The sequence below is a fragment of the Streptomyces purpurogeneiscleroticus genome (assembly GCF_020024005.1).
Lineage (GTDB): Bacteria > Actinomycetota > Actinomycetes > Streptomycetales > Streptomycetaceae > Streptomyces > Streptomyces purpurogeneiscleroticus.
In genome coordinates, this window is the sequence record NZ_NHSG01000114.1 from 1 (window position 1) to 20,990 (window position 20,990).

A 20,990-nucleotide genomic window follows, 5' to 3' on the forward strand; every position below is an offset into this window, starting at 1 on the left:
CCGGGCCTCGGGCCGGCGGCGCGGCAGCCGCGCGCCGGCCCGAGGCCCGGCTGCTGCGCTGGAACCGCCGATCCACCGCCACGGTCGCGGCGCTCGCGGCACTGATGTGCGGGGCCGGGGCCGCCGTGCTCGCGGTCGCGGCGGGCGGCGCGCTCGGCACCGCGGCGCTCCGGCACGTCGGCCCGAGCTGGTGGCTCACCGGCGCGGCAGCAGCCGGCTGGACGGCGGCCGTCGCCGTACCGGGCGCACTCCTCCTGCGCGAATGGCACCTGTGGCGCACGCTCGGCCGATCGCCGCTGCCGAAGCTCCGCCCGTGACCCCTGTAACTCCCGGGGTGCTTATTCCTGCACGCTCAGGATCGGCCGCAGCTGCTCGGGGAGGAGGTCCTCGCAGGAGTGCCGGGCGGACTGGGTGAGGGCGTCGTTGACGCAGGTGTAGTAGTCCTTGTACACGAGCTGGAGCGTGAAGCCGGCGGCCACGATGCACAGTGCCAGGCCCGCCGTGACCAGCCCGCTCAGTGCTGCGGTGGTCTGCGGCCGGGTGCTGCCGGAGGCCGTGGGCGCGCCCGTGTTCCCGGCGGTCGCGTGCGGCGGTCCCGCCGTCGTGGTCTCCGGCTCGTGCGACGGCCTGCCGCCCCCGACGTCCGCCGCCGTGGCTTTCGCGCCCTCCGTCTTCCCCTGGCCCGGCTTGCTCGCGCGGGGCTTGGCGCGCAGCGCGCTGATGCCCCAGTACAGCGCCAGCGCGCCGAGCAGCAGGGCGATCTCCGGGAGGCTGAAGAGCGAGAAGAAGAACGCCCACATGCCCGACAGCAGGGCATAGCGCGCCCGGCGCTGAGCCGGGTCGGTCGGGTCCCAGCGCAGCCCGGTCTGGCCGGGGCCGCCGGGACCGGTCGGTCCCTCCGGTCCGCCGCGCCCGGGGCGGCTGCCGAATCCGCCGCCCTGGCGCCCCGGCTGCTTGCTGCTCCACTGGTTGCCCCAGGCATGCCGACCGTCGTGCTCGCCGGAAGAGCCCTCCGCGCCGTCCCTGGAGTCCCCCGAGTCGCCGGAGTCCTCGGGATGTCCCGAGTGCGCGTGGCGGGGCCGCCATTCCCGGTCGGGCGTCCCGGCCGGCGGCGCGGCGAAGGGATTGTCCCGGTCCCGGTCGTCCTGGCCGCCCGCCCCCGCACCTCGGCCGTCCCCGGAAGCGCCCTCCGAGGAGGACGGTGACGGCTTGCGCTCGCGCGGCAGCAGCACCGCCGCCCCGGGAGCGGTGGCGGGCAGGGGGAGAAGGAGGGCCGCCCGGCGGCGTCGGTCCGTCATCTGAGGTGCGTCTTCCCCTTGTCTCGTCCGTTCGCCGGGCCGTCCGTCCGGCGGCGGGTCCACCACGAATCGCACGCGATCTGCACAGATCACATGCGGTCTTATGCCCGACGCTACCTTCCGCGTCCGCCCCCGTCCCGTGGGGGCCGCTCGGTGTGCCGGTATCGTTGCTGACGGTCGGCGCCTTCGTAGGGTTCCCCGGATTTCCGGTACCCATGGCCTTGTACGACCACACAAACCTCGCGAGACCGAGAAAGAACCGCCGTGGCTCCCTCCCCCCTCACCGTCCCCGCGCCCGCCCGGCCGGGCCGCCCGGCCCGGATCGTCGCGCTGGTGTCCGGTTCCGGCACCAATCTCCAGGCGCTGCTGGACGCCATTGCCGAGCAGGGCGCGGAGGCGTACGGCGCCGAGATCGTGGCCGTCGGCGCCGACCGGGCGGCCATCGCCGGCCTGGAGCGCGCCGAGCGCGCCGGGCTGCCGACGTTCGTCTGCCGGGTCAAGGACCACGCCGACCGCGCCGCGTGGGACCTGGCGCTCACCGAGGCGACCGCCGCGTACGAGCCGGACCTCGTCGTCTCGGCGGGCTTCATGAAGATCCTGGGCAAGGAGTTCCTGGCCCGGTACGGCGGCCGCGTGGTGAACACCCACCCCGCGCTGCTGCCCAGCTTTCCCGGTGCCCACGGCGTGCGCGACGCGCTCGCGTACGGCGCGAAGGTCACCGGCTGCACCGTCCACTTCGTCGACGACGGCGTCGACACCGGTCCGGTCATCGCCCAGGGCGTGGTCGAGGTCCGGGACGAGGACGACGAATCCGCGCTGCACGAGCGGATCAAGGAAGTCGAGCGTTCGCTGCTCGTCGATGTCGTGGGGCGTCTGGCCCGTAACGGCTACCGCACTGAGGGACGAAAGGTAGTTATCCCGTGACCGAGACCGCCGAAGGTACCAAGCGGCCCATCCGCCGCGCGCTGGTCAGCGTCTACGACAAGACCGGGCTGGAAGAGCTGGCGAAGGGGCTGCACGCGGCGGGCGTCCAGCTCGTGTCCACCGGCTCCACCGCGGGGAAGATCGCGGCGGCCGGCGTCCCCGTGACCAAGGTCGAGGAGCTGACCGGTTTCCCCGAGTGCCTGGACGGGCGCGTGAAGACGCTGCACCCCAAGGTGCACGCCGGCATCCTCGCCGACCTGCGTCTCGAGGACCACCAGCAGCAGCTCGCCGACCTGGGCGTCGAGCCGTTCGACCTGGTGATCGTGAACCTCTACCCGTTCGCCGCGACCGTCGCCTCGGGCGCGACCCCGGACGAGTGCGTCGAGCAGATCGACATCGGCGGCCCGTCGATGGTCCGCGCCGCCGCCAAGAACCACCCGTCGGTGGCCGTCGTCGTCAACCCGCAGCGTTACGAGGACGTGCTCGCCGCCGCCTCCAAGGGCGGCTTCGACCTCGCCACCCGTAAGCGGCTGGCCGCCGAGGCGTTCCAGCACACCGCTTCGTACGACGTGGCCGTCGCCTCCTGGTTCGCCGACGACTACGCGGCCGCGGACGACAGCGGCTTCCCGTCCTTCACCGGCGCCACCTACGAGCGCAAGAACGTCCTGCGGTACGGCGAGAACCCGCACCAGGGCGCCGCGCTGTACGTGGACGGCAAGGGCGGCCTCGCCGACGCCGAGCAGCTGCACGGCAAGGAGATGTCGTACAACAACTACACGGACACGGACGCCGCGCGCCGTGCCGCGTACGACCACGCCGAGCCCTGCGTCGCGATCATCAAGCACGCCAACCCCTGCGGCATCGCGATCGGCGCGGACGTCGCCGAGGCGCACCGCCGCGCCCACGAGTGCGACCCGCTGTCCGCCTTCGGCGGCGTGATCGCCGTCAACCGCCCGGTCAGCAAGGCGATGGCCGAGCAGGTCGCGGAGATCTTCACCGAGGTCATCGTCGCGCCGGACTACGAGGACGGCGCGCTGGAGGCCCTCACCAAGAAGAAGAACATCCGCGTGCTGCGCGCCCCCGAGGCCCCGGCGAACCCGGTCGAGGTCAAGGCCATCGACGGCGGCGCGCTGCTCCAGGTCACCGACCGTCTGCAGGCCGACGGCGACGACCCGGCCAACTGGACGCTCGCCACCGGCGAGGCCCTGTCCGCCGACGAGCTCGCCGAGCTGGCCTTCGCCTGGCGCGCCTCCCGCGCCGTGAAGTCCAACGCGATCCTGCTCGCCAAGGACGGCGCCACGGTCGGTGTGGGCATGGGCCAGGTCAACCGCGTGGACTCCGCGAAGCTCGCGGTGCAGCGCGCGGGCGAGGAGCGGGCGCGCGGCTCGTACGCCGCCTCCGACGCGTTCTTCCCCTTCCCCGACGGCCTGGAGGTCCTCACCGAGGCCGGCGTGAAGGCCGTCGCCCAGCCCGGCGGCTCGGTCCGCGACGAGCTGGTCATCGAGGCCGCCAAGAAGGCGGGCGTGACGATGTACTTCACGGGCACGCGCCACTTCTTCCACTGAGCCGCGGGCTTACGCACGAACGGCGAAGGCCCCCGCTCGCAACCGCGAGCGGGGGCCTTCGCCGTGTGCTTAGGTGGTTACTTCTTGATCACCACGGTGCCGGCGGCACGGTCGTGCCAGCCCTGCAGCTTCCCGCTGTTGTCGAAGAACGGCGACAGGTAGGTCAGCAGCATGCCGATGTAGCAGAGGAAGGCACCGACCATCGGGATGATGTAGCGGATGAAGCCCGCGCCGATGCCGGGGACGCCGCCGGTGGACTCCTTGACGACGCGCAGGCCGAGCGCCATCTTGCCGAAGGTGGCGCCCTTGATGCCGATCATCAGCCACTCGTAGAGCAGCATGAAGAGGGCGAAGATGCCCAGGATGCCGAACATGACGGCGACACCGCTGCTGGCCTGGGCGGCCGCCTCGTTCATGCAGGCGTCGTAGCCCGGGTCCATGTAGCTGCCGCACTCCTCGGCGGCGTTGCCGGCGATGCCGACGACGCTGCCCATGCCGGCGACCATGGCGATCGTCATGATCACACCGACGATCACGCCGTCCAGCAGCCGCGCCAGGAAGCGCTGGCCCATCGTCGCGAGCAGCACCGGCCCGCTGACGAGGTTGATGTAGCCGTTGTTGGCCTGGACGGAGCTGCCGGCGGGCTGCTGCTGGCCGTAACCGGCCTGCTGCTGGCCGTACGGCTGCTGCGGCGGGACGCCCGGCGCCTGCTGCGGGTAGCCGTAGCCCTGCTGCGGCGGGACGCCCTGGGGGGCCTGCTGGGGGTAGCCGTAGCCGGGCTGGCCCTGCGGCTGCTGGGGCGGCTGCTGGCTGTAGGGGTTGTTCGGGTCGCCGGCGGGGGGCGGAGGGTAACTCACGGAAGCTTCCTTCGGGCGGGGACGTGGCGGGCCGACGGTTACTACGGGAAGCCACCGGACCGCCCCCGCGGACGCGCCGCGTGAGCTGTGAAGAGTGCTTGGTGTTCTCCCCCGAGCGTGCTGCCGTCACATTCGGCCCCTCCTGCGACCACAGCACGTGTCGCAACATCGTGAAGTCCGGATAAAGACTTTGTCCAGCGGACGAGGAGCCGTAGTCCCCAGGTGATCCCGATATGTGCCGTTCCTGTTACCGAGATTGGACAGCTCTGTCGTCCGTTCGCGACAACCGCTGTGCTTCTACGCGCGTCGACTCCCGAACTCGGCCCTGATTGGTACCCCGGCGCCGTCATCCGGGAGGATAGGAGCCATGAGCGCCCAGATTCTCGATGGCAAGGCCACCGCCGCCGCGATCAAGTCCGACCTGTCCGTCCGCGTGGAAGCGCTGAAGGCCAAGGGCGTCCAGCCGGGTCTGGGCACCATCCTGGTCGGCGAGGACCCCGGCAGCCAGAAGTACGTCGCGGGCAAGCACCGCGACTGCGCCGAGATCGGCATCGCGTCCATCCAGCGCGAACTGCCGGCCACCGCGACCCAGGAGGAGATCGAGGCGGCCGTCCGCGAGCTGAACGAGGACCCGGCCTGCACCGGTTACATCGTCCAGCTCCCGCTGCCCAAGGGCATCAACGAGAACCGCGTCCTGGAGCTGATCGACCCGGCCAAGGACGCCGACGGCCTGCACCCGACCAACCTCGGCCGCCTGGTGCTCAACGAGGCGGCCCCGCTGCCCTGCACCCCGAACGGCATCCTGCGCCTGCTGCGCCAGTACGGCGTCGAGATCAAGGGCGCCGAGGTCGTCGTGGTCGGCCGCGGCGTGACCATCGGCCGCTCGATGCCGCTGCTGCTCACCCGCAAGTCCGAGAACGCCACGGTGACCCAGTGCCACACCGGCACCCGGGACCTCGCCAAGCACCTCAAGGAAGCCGACATCATCGTGGCGGCGGCCGGTTCGCCCCACCTGATCAAGCCGGAGTACGTCAAGGAGGGCGCGGCCGTCCTGGACGTCGGCGTCAGCCGGGACGAGAACGGCAAGATCGTCGGCGATGTGCACCCGGGCGTGCGCGAGGTGGCCGGCTGGGTCGCCCCGAACCCGGGTGGCGTCGGCCCCATGACCCGCGCGATGCTGCTGGTCAACGTCGTCGAGGCAGCCGAGCGCGCGGCCGGCTGAACGGCGGCGGGCCGACGAGCGTACGGACGACAGAAGGGCAGCCAGCGCATGAATGCCGGAGCGCACTCGGACGGGGTGTCCAGGCCGCAGCGCCTCACGCGACGCTTTCCGCTGATCACGAAGGACACCGCGCGGCCGCAGGGCGGCGGGCGCGCGGCGGGTGGTGACGCGCCCGCGCCGGTCCGGCAGTGGCCGCTGCTCACGGTGATCGGCGGGGTCGCGCTCGGGCTGCTGGTGCTCTCCTTCGACGCCTTCCGGGCGGGGTTCCTGCTGATCGGGCTGTCGCTGCTGGCCGGGGCCGTACTGCGGCGCATCCTGCCGTCCGTCGGCATGCTCGCCGTGCGGTCGCGCTTCACGGACATGGCCACGTACGGCGGGCTCGGCTTCGTCATCGTGATGCTGGCGCTCATGATCCAGCCCAAGCCCTGGCTCTCGCTGCCCTTCCTGGACGACATCGTCCACTTCACGGTGCGCTGACGGCAGGAGAGGCGAGTGTCCAAAGCGTGAACGCTTCTCTGCGCCCTCTCCATGGGAACTGGCATCCTGGCCCGTGGCATCTCAACGGGTAGCCGCAGCAGTTCGGGGGGATAGGGGGAGGCAATGCCTCGCTGGAGGGCGCTACCGGACGAACTCGATCCGCAGGTGAAGGAGTTCGCCGGTCAGTTACGCAGGCTGGTGGAGCGCAGCGGGCTGAGCATATCGGCCGTCGCGGACCGCACGGGCTACAGCAAGACGTCCTGGGAGCGGTACCTCAACGGCCGGCTGCTTCCGCCGCGGCGCGCGGTGGTTGCCCTGGCCGAGGCGACAGGGGCGCACGCCGGCCACCTCACGACCCTGTGGGAGCTGGCCGAACGGGCCTGGAGCCGTTCGGAGATGCGGCACGACGTCACGATGGAAGCGATACAGGTGGCCCAAGCGCGGGCCGCGCTGGGCGAGTTCGGCCCGGCGGCACCGGCCATGGAGCCACCGGAGCCACCGGCCGCGGTGAGAGTGCCGCAGCAGCGTGCCACGGAGGCCCCGGCCGCCCGTGTGCGCGGCGATTTCCCGGCCCCGGGCGGGCACCCCGCGCCCGCCGTGCCGCCCTCGCCTGCGACGCCCCCGGCAGCCCCGGCTGCGCCCCCTGCCGCGGTCGCGGACGAGGTGCCCGACCCGGAGCGCCGCCGGCGCATCACCATGTTCGTGACCGGCGTCGTCGGGGCGCTGCTGCTGATCGCCGCTGCACTTCACGCCGGCTGCACGGGCAAGGACCCCGAGGAGATGGGCTGCGGCGGCACTGACGCCACGACCCCGTCCCGGGGCGTCATGGGCGGCGCGCTGATCGAGGTCCGGTACAGCAAGGTCTGCGGTACCGCCTGGGCCCGCCTCACGGGTGCCACGCAGGGCGACCGCGCCACCGTCACCTCCGGCGGGCGTACGGAGGAGGCGAAGGCGGGCCGGGACGGCTCGGCGTACACCGCGATGGTGCGGGTCAGCGGCGCCCCGGAGAAGGTCAGGGCGTGCGGCACGACGAACGCGGGCTACCAGAGCTGCACCGAACCGGAGGGCGCCACGGGCACCGGACCGGACCCGGCCGCCCAGCCCTGACCGCGCCCGGCCCGGGCCGCATTGGGCCGTTCGGGCGTACCGCGGAACCGTGGGCATGACCCGGCCGGAACGGGGCAGGTGCCCGGTCGGCCCCCCACGGGTGTGGCACCGCCCGGCGGCCGCTCGCGCTCCCCTCCTTGTCGCGGGCGGCCGCTCACCGTCCGCCGCGGGCCGGCGGCCGCGCGTCCTCGGGCGAGCGGCCGGTGACCTGCGGGGTGACGGCCGGTGAGGAGTTACACACCGGCCTGTCACCGGTGTGGCGCCGCCGTCCGATAGCCTGACGCCCGGGTCTCTTGATACCGAGATACATCGAGGCGTCGAGGGACTCCGTATACATGGGCAGGGACACCCACCGCCCACCGCAACCATGGTGGCTCTGGGGCTTGCCCCCAGAAGAACTCGCCGCAGGAGATCGCCATGACCCGCACTCCCGTCAATGTCACCGTCACCGGCGCCGCCGGCCAGATCGGCTACGCACTCCTCTTCCGGATCGCTTCCGGTCACCTCCTCGGTGCCGATGTGCCGGTCAAGCTGCGCCTCCTGGAGATCCCGCAGGGTCTGAAGGCCGCGGAGGGCACCGCGATGGAGCTCGACGACTGCGCCTTCCCGCTGCTCCAGGGCATCGAGATCACCGACGACCCGAACGTCGCCTTCGACGGCGCGAACGTCGCCCTGCTGGTCGGCGCCCGCCCCCGTACCAAGGGCATGGAGCGCGGTGACCTGCTGGAGGCCAACGGCGGCATCTTCAAGCCGCAGGGCAAGGCCATCAACGACCACGCGGCGGACGACATCAAGGTCCTGGTCGTCGGCAACCCGGCCAACACCAACGCGCTGATCGCCCAGGCCGCGGCGCCGGACGTACCGGCCGAGCGGTTCACCGCGATGACCCGCCTGGACCACAACCGTGCGCTCTCGCAGCTCTCGAAGAAGACCGGTGTGCCGGTCTCCGAGATCAAGAAGCTCACGATCTGGGGCAACCACTCCGCGACCCAGTACCCGGACATCTTCCACGCCGAGGTGGCCGGCAAGAACGCCGCCGAGGTCGTCAACGACGAGCAGTGGCTGGCCGACGAGTTCATCCCGACCGTCGCCAAGCGCGGTGCGGCGATCATCGAGGCCCGTGGCGCCTCCTCGGCCGCCTCGGCCGCGAACGCCGCCATCGACCACGTCCACACCTGGGTGAACGGCACCGCCGCCGGCGACTGGACCTCGATGGGCATCCCGTCGGACGGCTCCTACGGCGTGCCGGAGGGCATCATCTCCTCCTTCCCGGTCACCACCAAGGACGGCAAGTACGAGATCGTCCAGGGCCTGGAGATCAGCGACTTCTCCCGCGCCCGCATCGACGCCTCGGTGCAGGAGCTCGTCGAGGAGCGCGACGCGGTCCGCGGCCTGGGCCTGATCTGATCCGTTCCCCCTCGGGGGACGGCGCGAGCCCGTACCGCTCACTTCCCGGTGAGCGGTACGGGCTCGCTTTTTTCTGCCTCGCTGTAGAGGGCACTGATCCGCCAAAACGGGACAAGCTTGGGTGACTCGTCAGTAAATCCGTGACGCCGGTCACCTTCCGTGAAGTTTTGCGCATGAGGACCACATAAGCGGGGAGGGGTCGATGTTGCTGGTGTGAACCAGCAGGCACAAGACGGCAAGTGAAAGTGGAAGGCTGAGCGGACGTGTCGGCAATCGAGACCATTCACGTAGACGGGGTGTGGCGCGCCGCCGCATCCGACGCCACGCGGGAGGTCCTCGACCCCGCCGATGCGACGGTGCTGGCGACCGTGTCGGAAGGCGGCGTCGAGGACGTGGACGCGGCGGTCGCCGCCGCGTCCCGGGCATTCGGCGGCGGGGCCGGTGAGTGGCCGCGCACGGCCGCCGCCGAGCGCGCCGCGCTGCTGCGCCGCGTCGCGGATCTCCTGCAGCGGGACCGCGAGGAGATCGCGCTGATCGAGAGCCGGGACACCGGCAAGACCCTGGAGGAGGGCCGGGTCGACGTCGACGACGTGACCAACGCCTTCCGGTACTTCGCGGACCTCGTGATGAACGAGAGCGGCGGCCGGGTCGTGGACGCGGGCAGCGAGGACGTGCACAGCGTCGTCGTGTACGAGCCGGTCGGCGTGTGCGCGATGATCACGCCCTGGAACTACCCCCTGCTGCAGGCCAGCTGGAAGGTCGCCCCCGCGCTGGCGGCCGGCAACACCTTCGTGATCAAGCCCAGCGAGGTCACGCCGATGTCCACCGTGCACCTGGTGAAGCTGCTGGTGGAGGCCGGTCTGCCGACCGGTGTCGCGAACATCGTCACCGGCGCCGGCGTCCCCGTCGGCCAGCGCCTCGCCGAGCACCCGGACGTGGACCTGTTCTCCTTCACCGGTGGCCTGGTCAGCGGTACGAAGGCCGGTGCGGCCGCCGTGTCCGGTGCCAAGAAGGTCGCGCTGGAGCTGGGCGGCAAGAACCCCAATGTGGTCTTCGCCGACGCCTGTTCCACGGACGAGGAGTTCGACACCGCCGTCGACCAGGCGCTGAACGCCGCGTTCATCCACAGCGGCCAGGTCTGCTCCGCCGGCGCCCGCCTGATCGTCCAGGCGTCGGTCAAGGACCGCTTCGTCGCCGAGCTGGCCCGCCGCGCCGAGCGCATCAAGCTCGGCCGGGGCACCGAAGAGGGCGTCGAGTGCGGCCCCCTCGTCTCCCAGCAGCAGCTGGACAAGGTCGAGGCGTACGTCGAGTCCGCGCTCAAGGAAGGCGCCCGGCTGCGCTGCGGCGGCTCGCGCCCCAAGCCGAGCGACGTCCGCCCCGAGGGCGGCTACTTCTACCAGCCGACCATCCTGGACCAGTGCCACCGCGGCATGAAGGTGGTCCGCGAGGAGACCTTCGGGCCGATCCTGACGGTGGAGACCTTCACCACCGAGGACGAGGCCGTCGCGCTCGCCAACGACACCGAGTACGGCCTGGCCGGCGCGGTGTGGTCCGGTGACACTGCGCGCGCCCGCCGGGTCGCCGCCCGGCTGCGCCACGGCACGGTGTGGATCAACGACTACCACCCCTACCTCCCGCAGGCGGAGTGGGGCGGCATGGGCAAGTCCGGCATCGGCCGCGAGCTGGGCCCGGCCGGCCTGGACGAGTACCGCGAGAGCAAGCACATCTACGAGAACCTGCGCCCGGAGCCGGTGCGCTGGTTCGCGGGCTGACGAGACCGCGATGACCGGGCGGGCAGCGGCACCCCGCACCCGCCCGGCCACCCGCAGCCCGTCCCCCCGAAGCGAGCCCGGCAGTGCCTCATCCGGCAGGCCCGGCCCGCACCTGTACCTCCCGGCCGCAATGAAGCGGCCCAGCGGATCCGCAGCCCCGCCGAGCGCACCCGCTCCGAAGCACTGCGCACCCGCTCGAACTTTGGAAAACACAAGGAGCTACCCATGTCTCCCGCAGCAGCGAAGAAGATGTCCGCGGACTACGTGATCGTCGGCGGCGGCACCGCAGGATCGGTGATCGCCTCCCGCCTGACCGAGGACCCCGACGTCACCGTCGCCGTCATCGAGGGCGGCCCGTCCGACATCGACCGCGAGGACGTGCTGACGCTGCGCAAGTGGCTCGGCCTGCTCGGCGGCGAGCTGGACTACGAGTACACGACCACCGAGCAGCCGCGCGGCAACTCGCACATCCTGCACAGCCGCGCCAAGGTCCTCGGCGGCTGCTCGTCGCACAACACTCTGATCTCCTTCAAGCCGCTGCCGTCCGACTGGGACGAGTGGGAAGAGGCGGGCGCCACCGGCTGGAACGCCAAGGCGATGGACCCGTACTTCGGCAAGCTGCGCAACAACATCGTGCGTGTGGCCAAGAAGGACCAGAACCAGATCGCCACGGACTGGATCGAGGCCGTCAAGGACGCCCTGGACGTCCCCGAGGTCGTCGGCTTCAACGACCAGCCCTTCGAGGAGGGCGTCGGCTTCTTCGACCTCTCCTACCACCCGGAGAACAACAAGCGCTCCTCCGCCTCGGTCGCGTACCTGCACCCGCACATGGAGGCCGGTGACCGGCCGAACCTGACGCTGCTGCTGGAGACCTGGGCGTACAAGCTGGAGCTGGACGGCACCACCGCCAAGGGCGTCCACGTCCGCACCAAGGACGGCGAGGAGATCTACCTGGAGGCCGGCCGCGAGGTGCTGGTCTGCACCGGTGCGGTGGACACGCCGCGGCTGCTGATGCACTCCGGCATCGGTCCGAAGAAGGACCTGGAGGCGCTGGGCATCGAGTGCGTGCTCGACCTGCCGGGCGTCGGTGAGAACCTGATCGACCACCCCGAGTCGGTCATCGTCTGGGAGACCAACGGGCCGCTCCCGGGGAACTCCGCGATGGACTCCGACGCGGGCCTCTTCGTGAAGCGGGACCCGGACCACAAGGGCCCGGACCTGATGTTCCACTTCTACCAGATCCCCTTCACCGACAACCCCGAGCGGCTGGGCTACGAACGCCCCGAGCACGGCGTGTCGATGACCCCGAATATCCCCAAGTCCCGCGCCCGCGGCCGCCTTTACCTGACCTCCGCCGACCCCGAGGTCAAGCCCGCGCTGGACTTCAAGTACTTCGAGGACGAGGGCGACTACGACGGGCAGACCCTGGTCGACGGCATCAAGCTGGCGCGCAAGGTCGCGCAGTCCGAGCCGTTCGCCAAGTGGCTCAAGCGCGAGGTCTTCCCCGGCCCCGACGTCACCGACGACGCGGAGATCAGCGAGCTGGTCCGCAAGGCCGCGCACACCGTGTACCACCCCGCCGGCACCTGCAAGATGGGTGCCGCCGACGACGAACTTGCCGTTGTCGACCCGAAGTTGAAGATCCGCGGCCTGAACGGTATCCGTATCGCGGACGCGTCCGTCTTCCCGACGATGCCCGCCGTGAACCCGATGATCGGCGTGCTGATGGTGGGGGAGAAGTGCGCCGAAATTCTCACCGAGACCCCGACCCAGGGAGGTGATGCGTGATGGCCAGCACCGTCGTCGACGCATCCGGCACCGAGAAGTCCCCCACGACCACCGGTTCGCAGCCGGACCAGGACGCGGTCTTCGCGGTCCGCCACCTGTGGAAGGTGTTCGGGCCCAAGGCCGAGAAGGTGCCCGAGGACGCCTCCCTCGCCGAGCTGTCCGCGCAGGAGCTGCGCGAGAAGACCGGCTGCACCGCCGCCGTCCGTGACGTCTCCTTCGACGTCAAGAAGGGCGAGGTCTTCGTCGTCATGGGCCTCTCCGGCTCCGGCAAGTCCACCCTGGTGCGCTGCCTGACCCGGCTCATCGAGCCGACCAGCGGCGAGCTGGAGATGGACGGCGAGGACGTGCGCGGCATGGACCGGTCCGGGCTGCGCGAGCTGCGCCGGCACCGCGCCGCCATGGTCTTCCAGCACTTCGGCCTGCTCCCGCACCGCTCGGTGCTGGACAACGTCGCGTACGGCCTGGAGATCCAGGGCGTCGGCAAGGCCGAACGCCGCGCTCGCGCCATGGAGACGGTCGAGAAGGTCGGCCTGGGCGGCCTGGAGCAGCGCAGGCCCGGCCAGCTCTCCGGCGGCCAGCAGCAGCGCGTCGGCCTGGCCCGCGCGCTCACCGTGGACCCCGAGATCCTGCTCTTCGACGAGCCCTTCAGCGCGCTGGACCCGCTCATCCGGCGCGACATGCAGGAGGAGGTCATCCGCCTGCACAAGGAGGAGGGCCGCACGATGGTCTTCATCACCCACGACCTCGCCGAGGCCCTGCTGCTCGGCGACCGCATCGCCCTGATGCGGGACGGGAAGATCGTCCAGCTCGGCACCCCCGAGGAGATCGTCGGCTCGCCGGCCGACGAGTACGTACGGGACTTCGTCCGCGACGTGCCCCGCGAGCAGGTGCTGACCGTGCGCCGCGCCATGCGGCCCGCCGAGTCCGGCGAGGCCGACGAGGGCGCCGCGCTCACCCCCGACACGCTGATCTCCGACGCCATCGAGGCCGTGGCCCGCTCCGGCGGCGCGGCGCGCGTCGTCGAGGACGGCCGCTGCCTGGGCATCGTGGACCACGCCTGCCTGCTCAACGTCGTCGCCCGGCTCGACGAAGCGGCGCCGGAACACGGGAAGGCGGCCGCCTGATGCATCCCCGTACCGTCCCCACCGTCCCCGTGGCGCTGAATCTCAGAGCCCGCCCCGCGGCCGCCCGGCCGCTGACCTTGCGAGGGCTGCGTGCCGCGGCCCGCCGGTACTGGCACGAAGCGCAGCGCGCCGCCGCGCTGAACGTGCCGACCGGTACCGCGAAGCGGGGGCGCGTGTGAGTGCCGCCACGACCAGCCCCGCCACCACCGCACCGGGCTCCGCCTCCGCGCGCACGGCCCGCGTCACCGCCTCCCTCCGCCACGGCGCCCTCGGCAAGCTGCTGATCCTCGCCGTCGCCGCGGCCGTCCTCGTCCCCCTCGCCAGTGCCAAGTGGGCGAGCGGCACCTGGCCGCACGCGCTGACCGTCGACCTCTCCGGTCCGTTCGGCGACGCCAGCACCTGGATCGTGGACAACCGCGATACGCACTGGTTCTTCGTCTACTTCCTCGGCCACCTCAGCAACGCCGCGGTCATCTCCGTACGCGCCGTCTACCTCGTCCTGCTCGCCCTGGGCTGGACGGGCGTGACCGCGATCGTCACCCTCGTCGCCTGGCGCGTGGCCGGCCTGCGCATCGCCGCGATCGGGCTGGTCTCCCTGCTGGTCAGCGGCGTGCTCGGGATGTGGGTCCCGACGATGCAGACCATCGCCCTGATGGTCGTCTCGGTGATCTTCTCGATCCTCGTGGGCGCCCTGCTGGGCCTCGCCGGCGGTCTGTCGGGCCGGATGTTCCGCGTCCTGCGCCCGGTCCTGGACACGATGCAGGTGCTGCCCGCCTTCGCCTACCTGCTGCCGTTCGTGATGATCTTCGGCCTGGGCGTCCCCGCGGCGCTGCTCGCCACCGTCATCTACGCGGCCCCGCCGATGGCCCGCCTCGCCGCGCTCGGCCTGCGCGGCGCGGACGCCGGCGTGCTCGAAGCGGTCTCCTCGCTCGGCGCGACCGGCCGGCAGCGGCTGCTGACCGCCCGGCTGCCGCTCGCCCGCAAGGAACTGCTGCTCGGCATCAACCAGACGATCATGATGGCCCTGTCCATGGTCGTCATCGCCTCGATGATCGGCGCGGCCGGTCTCGGCGACCGCGTCTACCAGGCGCTGGGCTCCGTCGACGTCGGCGCGGCGCTCGCCGGGTCCATCCCGATCGTGCTGCTGGCCATCGCCATGGACCGCACCACCGCCAAGGCCGGCGAGCGGCTCGGCGCCGACACGAACGCGGGCCCGTCCTGGCTGCGCGGCCGCTTCGTATGGCCCGCCATCGCCGTCGTGACCGCGCTCGCGGCCCTCGCGGGCCGCCTCACCGGCTCGCTGGTCTGGCCGACCGCCTCGGTGATCGACATCGCGCCGCCGGTCAACCGGTTCAAGGAGTGGATGGTCGACCACCTCTACTCCGGCGTCCCCGTCGTCGGCGGCACCGCCGACTGGGCCGCGGGCTTCACCTCCTGGGTGCTCAACCCGCTCCGCGACGGCCTGACCGCGCTGCCCTGGTGGGGCGCGCTGCTGATCGTCGCCGCGCTGGCCTGGGTGATCGGCACCTGGCGCACCGCGCTGACCGCCACGGTCGCGCTCGCCGTCATCGGCGTGCTGGGCGTCTGGGTACCGTCCATGAACACCCTCTCGCAGGTGCTCGCCGCCCTGGTCGTCACGCTCGTCGTCGGCATCGGCGTGGGCGTGCTCGCGGCCGGCAGCGCCCGCATGGAGAAGATCCTCCGGCCGGTGCTGGACGTGTGCCAGACCATGCCGCAGTTCGTGTATCTGATCCCGGTGGTCGCGCTGTTCGGCGTGGGCCGCGCCCCGGCCGCCGCGGCGGCCGTCGTCTACGCGCTGCCCGCCGTCATCCGCATCACCACCCAGGGTCTGCGCCAGGTCAGCCCCGCCGCCATGGAGTCCGCGCAGTCGCTCGGCGCGACCCGCTGGCAGCAGCTGCGCCAGGTCCAGCTCCCGCTGGCCCGCCCCGCACTGCTGCTCGCCGTGAACCAGGGCGTCGTCCTCGTCCTCGCCGTCGTCATCATCGGCGGTCTGGTGGGCGGTGGCGCGCTCGGTTACGACGTGGTCGCCGGCCTGTCCACGGGCGATCTGGGCCTCGGCATGATCGCCGGTATCGCGATCGTCTGCCTCGGCCTGATGCTCGACCGGGTGACGCAGCCGACGGACCGCCGCGCGGGGAAGGGAGCCTGACCATGACCCGTATACGGAAGCGGACCACGGCCGTCGGCGCCACGGCGCTGACCGGAGCCGTGCTGCTGGCCCTCAGCGGCTGCGGCAAGGCCGACATGACCAAGCAGACGTCGCCGTTCGCGGCGGCCGCCGGCACCAAGACGGTGACCCTCTCCACGCAGACGTGGGTGGGCGCGCAGTCCAACGTCGCGGTCGCCAAGTACCTGCTGGAGCACGAGCTCGGGTACCGGGTCGACACCGTCCAGGTGGACGAGACCCCGGCCTGGGACGCGCTCAGCCAGGGCCGCGTCGACGCGATCATGGAGGACTGGGGCCACCCCACCCAGGAGAAGCTGTACGTCGACGAGAAGAAGACCATCGCCCGCGGCGGCGACCTGGGCGTCGACGGCCACATCGGCTGGTGGGTCCCCAAGTACTGGGCGGACAAGCACCCGGACGTACTGAACTGGAAGAACCTCAACAAGTACGCCAAGCAGCTGCGGACCGCCGAGAGCGGCGACAAGGGCCAGCTGATGGACGGCTCGCCGTCCTATGTCACCAATGACAAGGCCCTGGTGAAGAACCTCAAGCTGGACTTCGAGGTGGTCTTCGCCGGGTCCGAGGCGGCCCAGATCACGCAGATGCAGCAGTTCGCCAAGGAGAAGAAGCCCTTCCTGACGTACTGGTACGCGCCGCACTGGCTCTTCAACCAGCTGCCGCTGAAGGAAGTCAAGCTTCCGAAGTACACGGACGAGTGCGCGAAGAAGGGCGAGAAGGACCCGGAGTCGATCGACTGCGCCTATCCGACGACCCCGCTGCAGAAGTTCCTCAACGCCGACTTCGCCAAGGGCAACAGCTCGGCCGCGAAGTTCCTGAAGAATTTCAAGTGGACCACCGAGGACCAGAATTACGTCTCGGAGCTCATCGCCTCCCAGCACCTGCCCGCGGACGAAGCGGCCGCGCGCTGGGTGAAGAAGAACCCGGACGTCTGGAAGAAGTGGATTCCGGAGAAGTGAGCCGCTGAGAAGTGGCTGTGCCGCGGCCGGGCATCCCTCACGGGGTGCCCGGCCGCCGCCATTCCCCGGCGGTCAGCGCGTATTCGACATCCCCGTGCTCCGCGCCCGGCAGCGGGTGGGCCCATTCCTCGTGGAACGTACGGACGTACCGCAGCCCGCATTTCTCCAGCACCCGCCGGGACCCGGTGTTGACCGCCATCGTCGTGGCCGTCACCCGCACCACGCCCAGCTCCGTGAAGCCCCTGCGGACCAGCGCCCGGGCGCCCTCGGTGGCGTACCCCTTTCCCCAGGCGGCGCGCCGGAGCCGGTACCCCAGCTCCACCTCTTCCGTACGGCGCTCCCGCACGGGCCGGAATTCGAACCAGCCGATAAACGCGGCGGTGTCCCTTTCCTCGGCGGCCCAGTAGCCGAATGGCGAAGGCTGCGCATACCGCGTGACGAGCAACTCGGGCGCCGGCTGCCCGCTGTCCAGAAATCGCATGACTTCAGGATCTCCATCCATCTCACGCAGATTGTCCAGATCCGCCCCGGCGAAAGCGCGCAAACGCAGCCGTTCCGTCTCCAGTAAGACGTGCATCACAGCCCCCTACTCGCGCGTCAACCCCTGCTTACCGGCATAGTAGGGGCGCCCCTGAATGGGGGCATGACAAAAACACAGCAGTTAACAGGGGGAGCAGGACCCATGCCATCCATACGCCGGACCGCAGCAGCCGCCGTGGCGGTCGCCGCGCTGCTCGTCACCGCCACCGCCTGCGGGCCCGAGGACACGAAGGCCGCGGGCCAGGACGGCGCCGCGGAGGCCGGCGGGACGTCGGACGGGATCAAGCTCCCCAACGGCCTGCCCAAGGACCTCGATTCGCTGAAGAAGTGGGAACAGGGCGGCTGGAAGGACTGGGACAAGGAGACCTGGGCCCGGAAGGCGTCCGAGTTCGCCAACCCGGTCATCAAGGACCTCTGGAAGCCGTCCCGGATGGCGAAGGCCGCGGACGCCCCCGTGGTGACCACGCAGAGCGCCGGCTCCGGCACGGGTGCCTCCGACCCCGAGCCGCGCCCGGTGACCGCGCGGCAGGTCGAGCGCCCGTACCACCAGCACATGGCGCCCATCGGGAAGATCTTCTTCGACAGCCCCGACGGCCCGATGGTCTGCTCCGGCACCGTCGTCGCCGACCCGGCCAACCCGGGGAAGTCCAACCTGGTGTGGACCGCGGGCCACTGCGTGCACTCCGGCAAGAACGGCGGCTGGATGCGCAACATCGTCTTCGTGCCCTCGTACAACGACAACGGGCTGCCCGCGAACCAGGTCTCCGCCTCCTCCGAGCAGAACGTCACCCCGTACGGCACCTGGTGGGCGGACTGGTCGCAGACCTCCTCGCAGTGGATCGACGGCGGCGGCCACAGCGGCAACGCCGCGTCCGCCTACGACTTCGCCGTGCTGCACGTGAAGCCGGAGAACGGCGGCGGCAAGTCCCTGGAGGAGACCGTCGGCGCCTCCCTGCCGGTCTGGTTCGGTGCGCCCTCGGGCAGCGGCGTGACCGGCCTCGGCACCACGAAGGCGATCGGCTACCCGGCGGCGCCGCCGTACGACGGCGCGAAGATGATGAACTGCCTCGACCGGCCGGTGCGGCTGACGATGGCCCAGGGCACCCCCGCCATGCACTGGATCGGCTGCAGCATGACCGGCGGCACCTCCGGCGGCGGCTGGCTCGCCGACCACAACGGCGAACTCTCCCTGGTCTCCAACAGCTCCATCGGCTCGCTGGACCACACCTGGCTGGCCGGCCCGCACCTCGGCACCGAGGCGAAGGGCGTCTTCGACGCGATCAGCAAGAAGTACGCGGGGCAGTGACGCGGGGCGGGCGGCGGTACGCGGCACACCCGTACCGCCGCCCGCGTACCGTCAGCCCGCCCGCAGCTCCGCCGCCACCCCGCGAAGCGTCTCCATGGCCCGGCGCTGCAGCCCGCCGCCGAAGGTGACGCGGGAGGCACCGGCGGCGCCCAGCTCGCGCGGCGACGGGCCGCCCGGCACCGCGAGCGCGTTGACCGGCGCACCGATCCCGTTGGCCAGCTCGGCGAGCAGCTCCGGCGGCGCGAGGATCGGATACACGCAGTCCGCCCCCGCGGCGACGTACCGCAGCCCGCGCGCCACGGCCGGCGCGGCCCCGGTCTCCCCGTGCAGGAACGTGTCGATCCGGGCATTGATCACCAGCGCGTCCCCCGCGACGGCCCGCACCTCGGCCAGCCAGTCCGCCTGCTCCTCGGGATCGCGCAGGGTCCCGGTCGCCGCATCCGAGTCCTCCAGATTGCAGCCCACCGCCCCCGCGTCCAGCAGCCGTTCGACCAGCTCCTTGGCGGGCAGCCCGTACCCCGCCTCCACATCGGCGGAGACCGGTACATCGACAGCCCGGGTGATCCGCGCGATCGCCGCGAACATCTCGTCCGCCGGCGTGTGCCCGTCCCCGTACCCCAGCGACTCGCCGATCCCCGCACTCGGCGTGGCCAGCGCCTCGAACCCGGCCTCGGCAAAGACCCGCGCACTCGCCGCGTCCCAGGGCCCGGGCAGCACCAGCGGATCCTCCGGCGCCCGCCGCAGATGCAGCGCGCGCAGCGCCGCGGCACTCGCGCGAGAACCCCCGGGACCGGCCGTCGTGTTCATCGTCATGAGCCCGACGCTACGACGTTCCTGGCACCTGGATAGGGTCCTTCCCGGTCTTCGCCGGGAATCCGCCCCCGGCCGGACCGCCGCCCGCCGTCCGCCGAGGAGTTCACCATGACCGCGCGCCCCGTCACCCTCGTCACCGGCGGCAGCCGCGGTATCGGCGCCGCCACCTGCGTCCGGCTGGCCGCCGCCGGCCACGACCTGGCGCTGTCCTACGTCCAGGACGCCGGGGCCGCCGAGCGGACCGCAGAGGCGGTACGCGCCGCAGGGGACCGCTGCGTCGTCGTCCGGGCCGACACCGCCGAAGAGGCCGGCGTTGACCGGCTGTTCGACGCGGCGGCCGACCGGCTCGGGCCGGTCACCGGGCTGGTGAACAACGCGGGCGTGACCGGGCCGCTCGGCAGGCTCGCCGACGCCGACACCGCCGTGCTCCGCCGCGTCCTGGACGTCAACGTTCTCGGCGCGCTGCTCTGCTGCCGCCGCGCCGCCCAGGTCATGGCCCCGCGCCGGGCCGGGGCCATCGTCAACGTCTCCTCGGCGGCCGCCACCCTCGGCAGCCCCGGCGACTACGTCCACTACGCCGCCTCGAAGGCGGCCCTCGACGCGCTGACCGTCGGGCTCGCCAAGGAACTCGGTCCCGACGGCATCCGCGTCAACGCCGTGGCCCCGGGCATCACCGACACCGACATGCACGCCGCCATGGGCGCCCCGGACCGCGCGGCCCGGGCGGCCCCCGGAATACCCCTCGGCCGTGCCGGCGAGCCCGACGAGATCGCCGCCGCCATCGCCTGGCTGCTCTCCCCGGACGCCTCGTACACCACGGGCACGGTCCTGCGGGTGTCCGGCGGAAGGTGAGCCGCTAGCGCGCTGCCCGGGTGTCGAAGTGGGCCGGGGTGTTCAGCAGATGGCTCAGGTCGGTGCCCGGGCCGTGTTCCGACGGGGCGGTGGCGGGGAGGAAGAGGCGGGCCCCGGCGGGCACGCCCGCCAGCTCCAGGTGGTCGCCGGTGCGGCGCAGCCAGGTGCCCTCGCGCATGCCGAGGACCGGTACGTCGTTCTCCTCCAGGAACTGGGTGAGGCGCTCCTCGCGGGTCTCGCCCATGTGCGAGCTCTCGGGGGCGGGGTCCAGGTAGTGCGGGTTGATCTGGAAGGGGAGCAGCCCCAGCGTCTCGAAGCCGGCCGGTTCGACGATAGGCATGTCGTTGGTGGTGCGCAGGGTCGGGCAGGCCATGTTGGTGCCCGCGCTGGAGCCCATGTACGGGGCACCGGCGGCCACCCGCTCCCGGATCGGCTCCAGCAGGCCGTGCTGCTGGAGGGACTTCAGCAGGCGGAAGCTGTTGCCGCCGCCGATGAAGACCGCCTGCGCCCGGTCCGCCAGCTCCCGCGGGTCGCCGGTGTGGACGCCGCGTACCCGGATGCCGAGCGGTTCCATGAAGGCGGCGACCTTGGCGGTGTAGCCGTCGTGATCGGCCAGCGCGTACGGCACGAAGAGCAGTTCGTCGATGGCGCGCAGGTGGTCGGCGATGGCGTCGCGGGCGTGTGCCAGGTAACCGTTGCCGGGCGCGGTGGAGTTGGACAGCAGGAGCAGCTTCATCGGGGCATCAGCCTTTCTTCGCGGGGGCGTTGCGGGC

Annotated in this window: 20 protein-coding genes; 15 read left to right on the top strand and 5 right to left on the bottom strand. The window is 71.7% G+C overall.

The window, feature by feature from the left end; genetic code table 11:
- On the top strand, positions 1-317 hold a 317-nt coding region (locus CCS38_RS05540; RefSeq protein WP_223732061.1), incomplete at its 5' end, for a cell division protein PerM.
- Positions 318-338: 21 nt separating this feature from the next.
- On the opposite strand, the gene CCS38_RS05545 is transcribed toward CCS38_RS05540, so the two are convergent.
- Positions 339-1,298, bottom strand: coding sequence for a hypothetical protein (locus CCS38_RS05545; RefSeq protein WP_223732062.1), 960 nt, complete (start codon positions 1,296-1,298; stop codon positions 339-341).
- 264 nt (positions 1,299-1,562) lie between these two features.
- Between CCS38_RS05545 and purN the strand changes: the two genes are divergently transcribed.
- Together purN and purH are read left to right on the top strand one after the other, a co-directional pair.
- Positions 1,563-2,222 carry a phosphoribosylglycinamide formyltransferase gene (purN, locus tag CCS38_RS05550; protein ID WP_223732063.1) on the top strand — a complete coding sequence of 220 codons (660 nt, stop codon included), beginning with the start codon at positions 1,563-1,565 and terminating at the stop codon, positions 2,220-2,222.
- Positions 2,219-3,787 (top strand): bifunctional phosphoribosylaminoimidazolecarboxamide formyltransferase/IMP cyclohydrolase, encoded by a 1,569-nt coding sequence (purH, locus tag CCS38_RS05555; protein WP_223732064.1) that lies wholly within the window; start codon positions 2,219-2,221, stop codon positions 3,785-3,787. Before purN ends, purH begins: the two co-directional genes overlap by 4 nt.
- Before the next feature lie 77 nt (positions 3,788-3,864).
- On the opposite strand, the gene CCS38_RS05560 is transcribed toward purH, so the two are convergent.
- Entirely contained in the window at positions 3,865-4,644 is a 780-nt protein-coding gene (locus CCS38_RS05560) for an RDD family protein (RefSeq protein WP_223732065.1), read from the bottom strand.
- A 367-nt stretch (positions 4,645-5,011) separates the two neighbouring features.
- Between CCS38_RS05560 and CCS38_RS05565 the strand changes: the two genes are divergently transcribed.
- The 10 genes from CCS38_RS05565 (at position 5,012) to CCS38_RS05610 (ending at position 16,706) form a co-directional block, all read left to right on the top strand.
- A complete protein-coding gene (locus CCS38_RS05565) occupies positions 5,012-5,866 on the top strand; it encodes a bifunctional methylenetetrahydrofolate dehydrogenase/methenyltetrahydrofolate cyclohydrolase (RefSeq protein WP_223732066.1) in 855 nt (284 codons plus the stop codon).
- Positions 5,867-5,914: 48 nt separating this feature from the next.
- The gene (locus tag CCS38_RS05570; RefSeq protein ID WP_223732067.1) at positions 5,915-6,343 is read left to right on the top strand and encodes a DUF3017 domain-containing protein; all 429 of its coding nucleotides are present in this window, start codon (positions 5,915-5,917) and stop codon (positions 6,341-6,343) included.
- Positions 6,344-6,466: 123 nt separating this feature from the next.
- Positions 6,467-7,450: a helix-turn-helix domain-containing protein gene (locus CCS38_RS05575; RefSeq protein ID WP_223732068.1), complete on the top strand. Its 984-nt coding sequence runs from the start codon at positions 6,467-6,469 to the stop codon at positions 7,448-7,450.
- 417 nt (positions 7,451-7,867) lie between these two features.
- A complete protein-coding gene (locus CCS38_RS05580) occupies positions 7,868-8,857 on the top strand; it encodes a malate dehydrogenase (protein ID WP_030254182.1) in 990 nt (329 codons plus the stop codon).
- Between the two features lie 263 nt (positions 8,858-9,120).
- Complete coding sequence (locus CCS38_RS05585) at positions 9,121-10,629, top strand: aldehyde dehydrogenase family protein (protein ID WP_223732069.1); 1,509 nt, start codon at positions 9,121-9,123, stop codon at positions 10,627-10,629.
- A 225-nt stretch (positions 10,630-10,854) separates the two neighbouring features.
- Positions 10,855-12,417 carry a GMC family oxidoreductase gene (locus tag CCS38_RS05590; protein ID WP_223732070.1) on the top strand — a complete coding sequence of 521 codons (1,563 nt, stop codon included), beginning with the start codon at positions 10,855-10,857 and terminating at the stop codon, positions 12,415-12,417.
- On the top strand, positions 12,417-13,541 hold the full coding sequence (locus CCS38_RS05595) for a quaternary amine ABC transporter ATP-binding protein (RefSeq protein WP_223732071.1): 1,125 nt from the start codon (positions 12,417-12,419) through the stop codon (positions 13,539-13,541). The genes CCS38_RS05590 and CCS38_RS05595 overlap by 1 nt, the downstream gene beginning before the upstream one ends.
- Positions 13,541-13,720 (top strand): hypothetical protein, encoded by a 180-nt coding sequence (locus CCS38_RS05600; RefSeq protein WP_223732072.1) that lies wholly within the window; start codon positions 13,541-13,543, stop codon positions 13,718-13,720. Before CCS38_RS05595 ends, CCS38_RS05600 begins: the two co-directional genes overlap by 1 nt.
- Positions 13,717-15,711 carry an ABC transporter permease gene (locus CCS38_RS05605; RefSeq protein ID WP_223732073.1) on the top strand — a complete coding sequence of 665 codons (1,995 nt, stop codon included), beginning with the start codon at positions 13,717-13,719 and terminating at the stop codon, positions 15,709-15,711. Before CCS38_RS05600 ends, CCS38_RS05605 begins: the two co-directional genes overlap by 4 nt.
- 2 nt (positions 15,712-15,713) lie before the next feature.
- Complete coding sequence (locus CCS38_RS05610) at positions 15,714-16,706, top strand: ABC transporter substrate-binding protein (RefSeq protein ID WP_223732074.1); 993 nt, start codon at positions 15,714-15,716, stop codon at positions 16,704-16,706.
- Between the two features lie 37 nt (positions 16,707-16,743).
- Here CCS38_RS05610 and CCS38_RS05615 read toward each other — a convergent pair whose 3' ends face one another.
- Positions 16,744-17,283, bottom strand: a complete 540-nt coding sequence (locus CCS38_RS05615) for a GNAT family N-acetyltransferase (protein WP_223732075.1) — start codon at positions 17,281-17,283, stop codon at positions 16,744-16,746.
- A 105-nt stretch (positions 17,284-17,388) separates the two neighbouring features.
- On the opposite strand from CCS38_RS05615, the gene CCS38_RS05620 reads away from it, so the two are divergent.
- Positions 17,389-18,552: a trypsin-like serine peptidase gene (locus CCS38_RS05620; protein ID WP_223732076.1), complete on the top strand. Its 1,164-nt coding sequence runs from the start codon at positions 17,389-17,391 to the stop codon at positions 18,550-18,552.
- 51 nt (positions 18,553-18,603) lie between these two features.
- Here CCS38_RS05620 and CCS38_RS05625 read toward each other — a convergent pair whose 3' ends face one another.
- The gene (locus CCS38_RS05625) at positions 18,604-19,365 is read right to left on the bottom strand and encodes an isocitrate lyase/PEP mutase family protein (RefSeq protein WP_223732077.1); all 762 of its coding nucleotides are present in this window, start codon (positions 19,363-19,365) and stop codon (positions 18,604-18,606) included.
- A 108-nt stretch (positions 19,366-19,473) separates the two neighbouring features.
- Here CCS38_RS05625 and CCS38_RS05630 point away from each other — a divergent pair, with 108 nt between their 5' ends.
- Positions 19,474-20,217, top strand: coding sequence for an SDR family NAD(P)-dependent oxidoreductase (locus CCS38_RS05630; RefSeq protein WP_223732078.1), 744 nt, complete (start codon positions 19,474-19,476; stop codon positions 20,215-20,217).
- 4 nt (positions 20,218-20,221) lie between these two features.
- Here CCS38_RS05630 and pepE read toward each other — a convergent pair whose 3' ends face one another.
- On the bottom strand, positions 20,222-20,953 hold the full coding sequence (gene pepE / locus CCS38_RS05635) for a dipeptidase PepE (protein WP_223732079.1): 732 nt from the start codon (positions 20,951-20,953) through the stop codon (positions 20,222-20,224).
- Between the last annotated feature and the right edge of the window lie 37 nt (positions 20,954-20,990).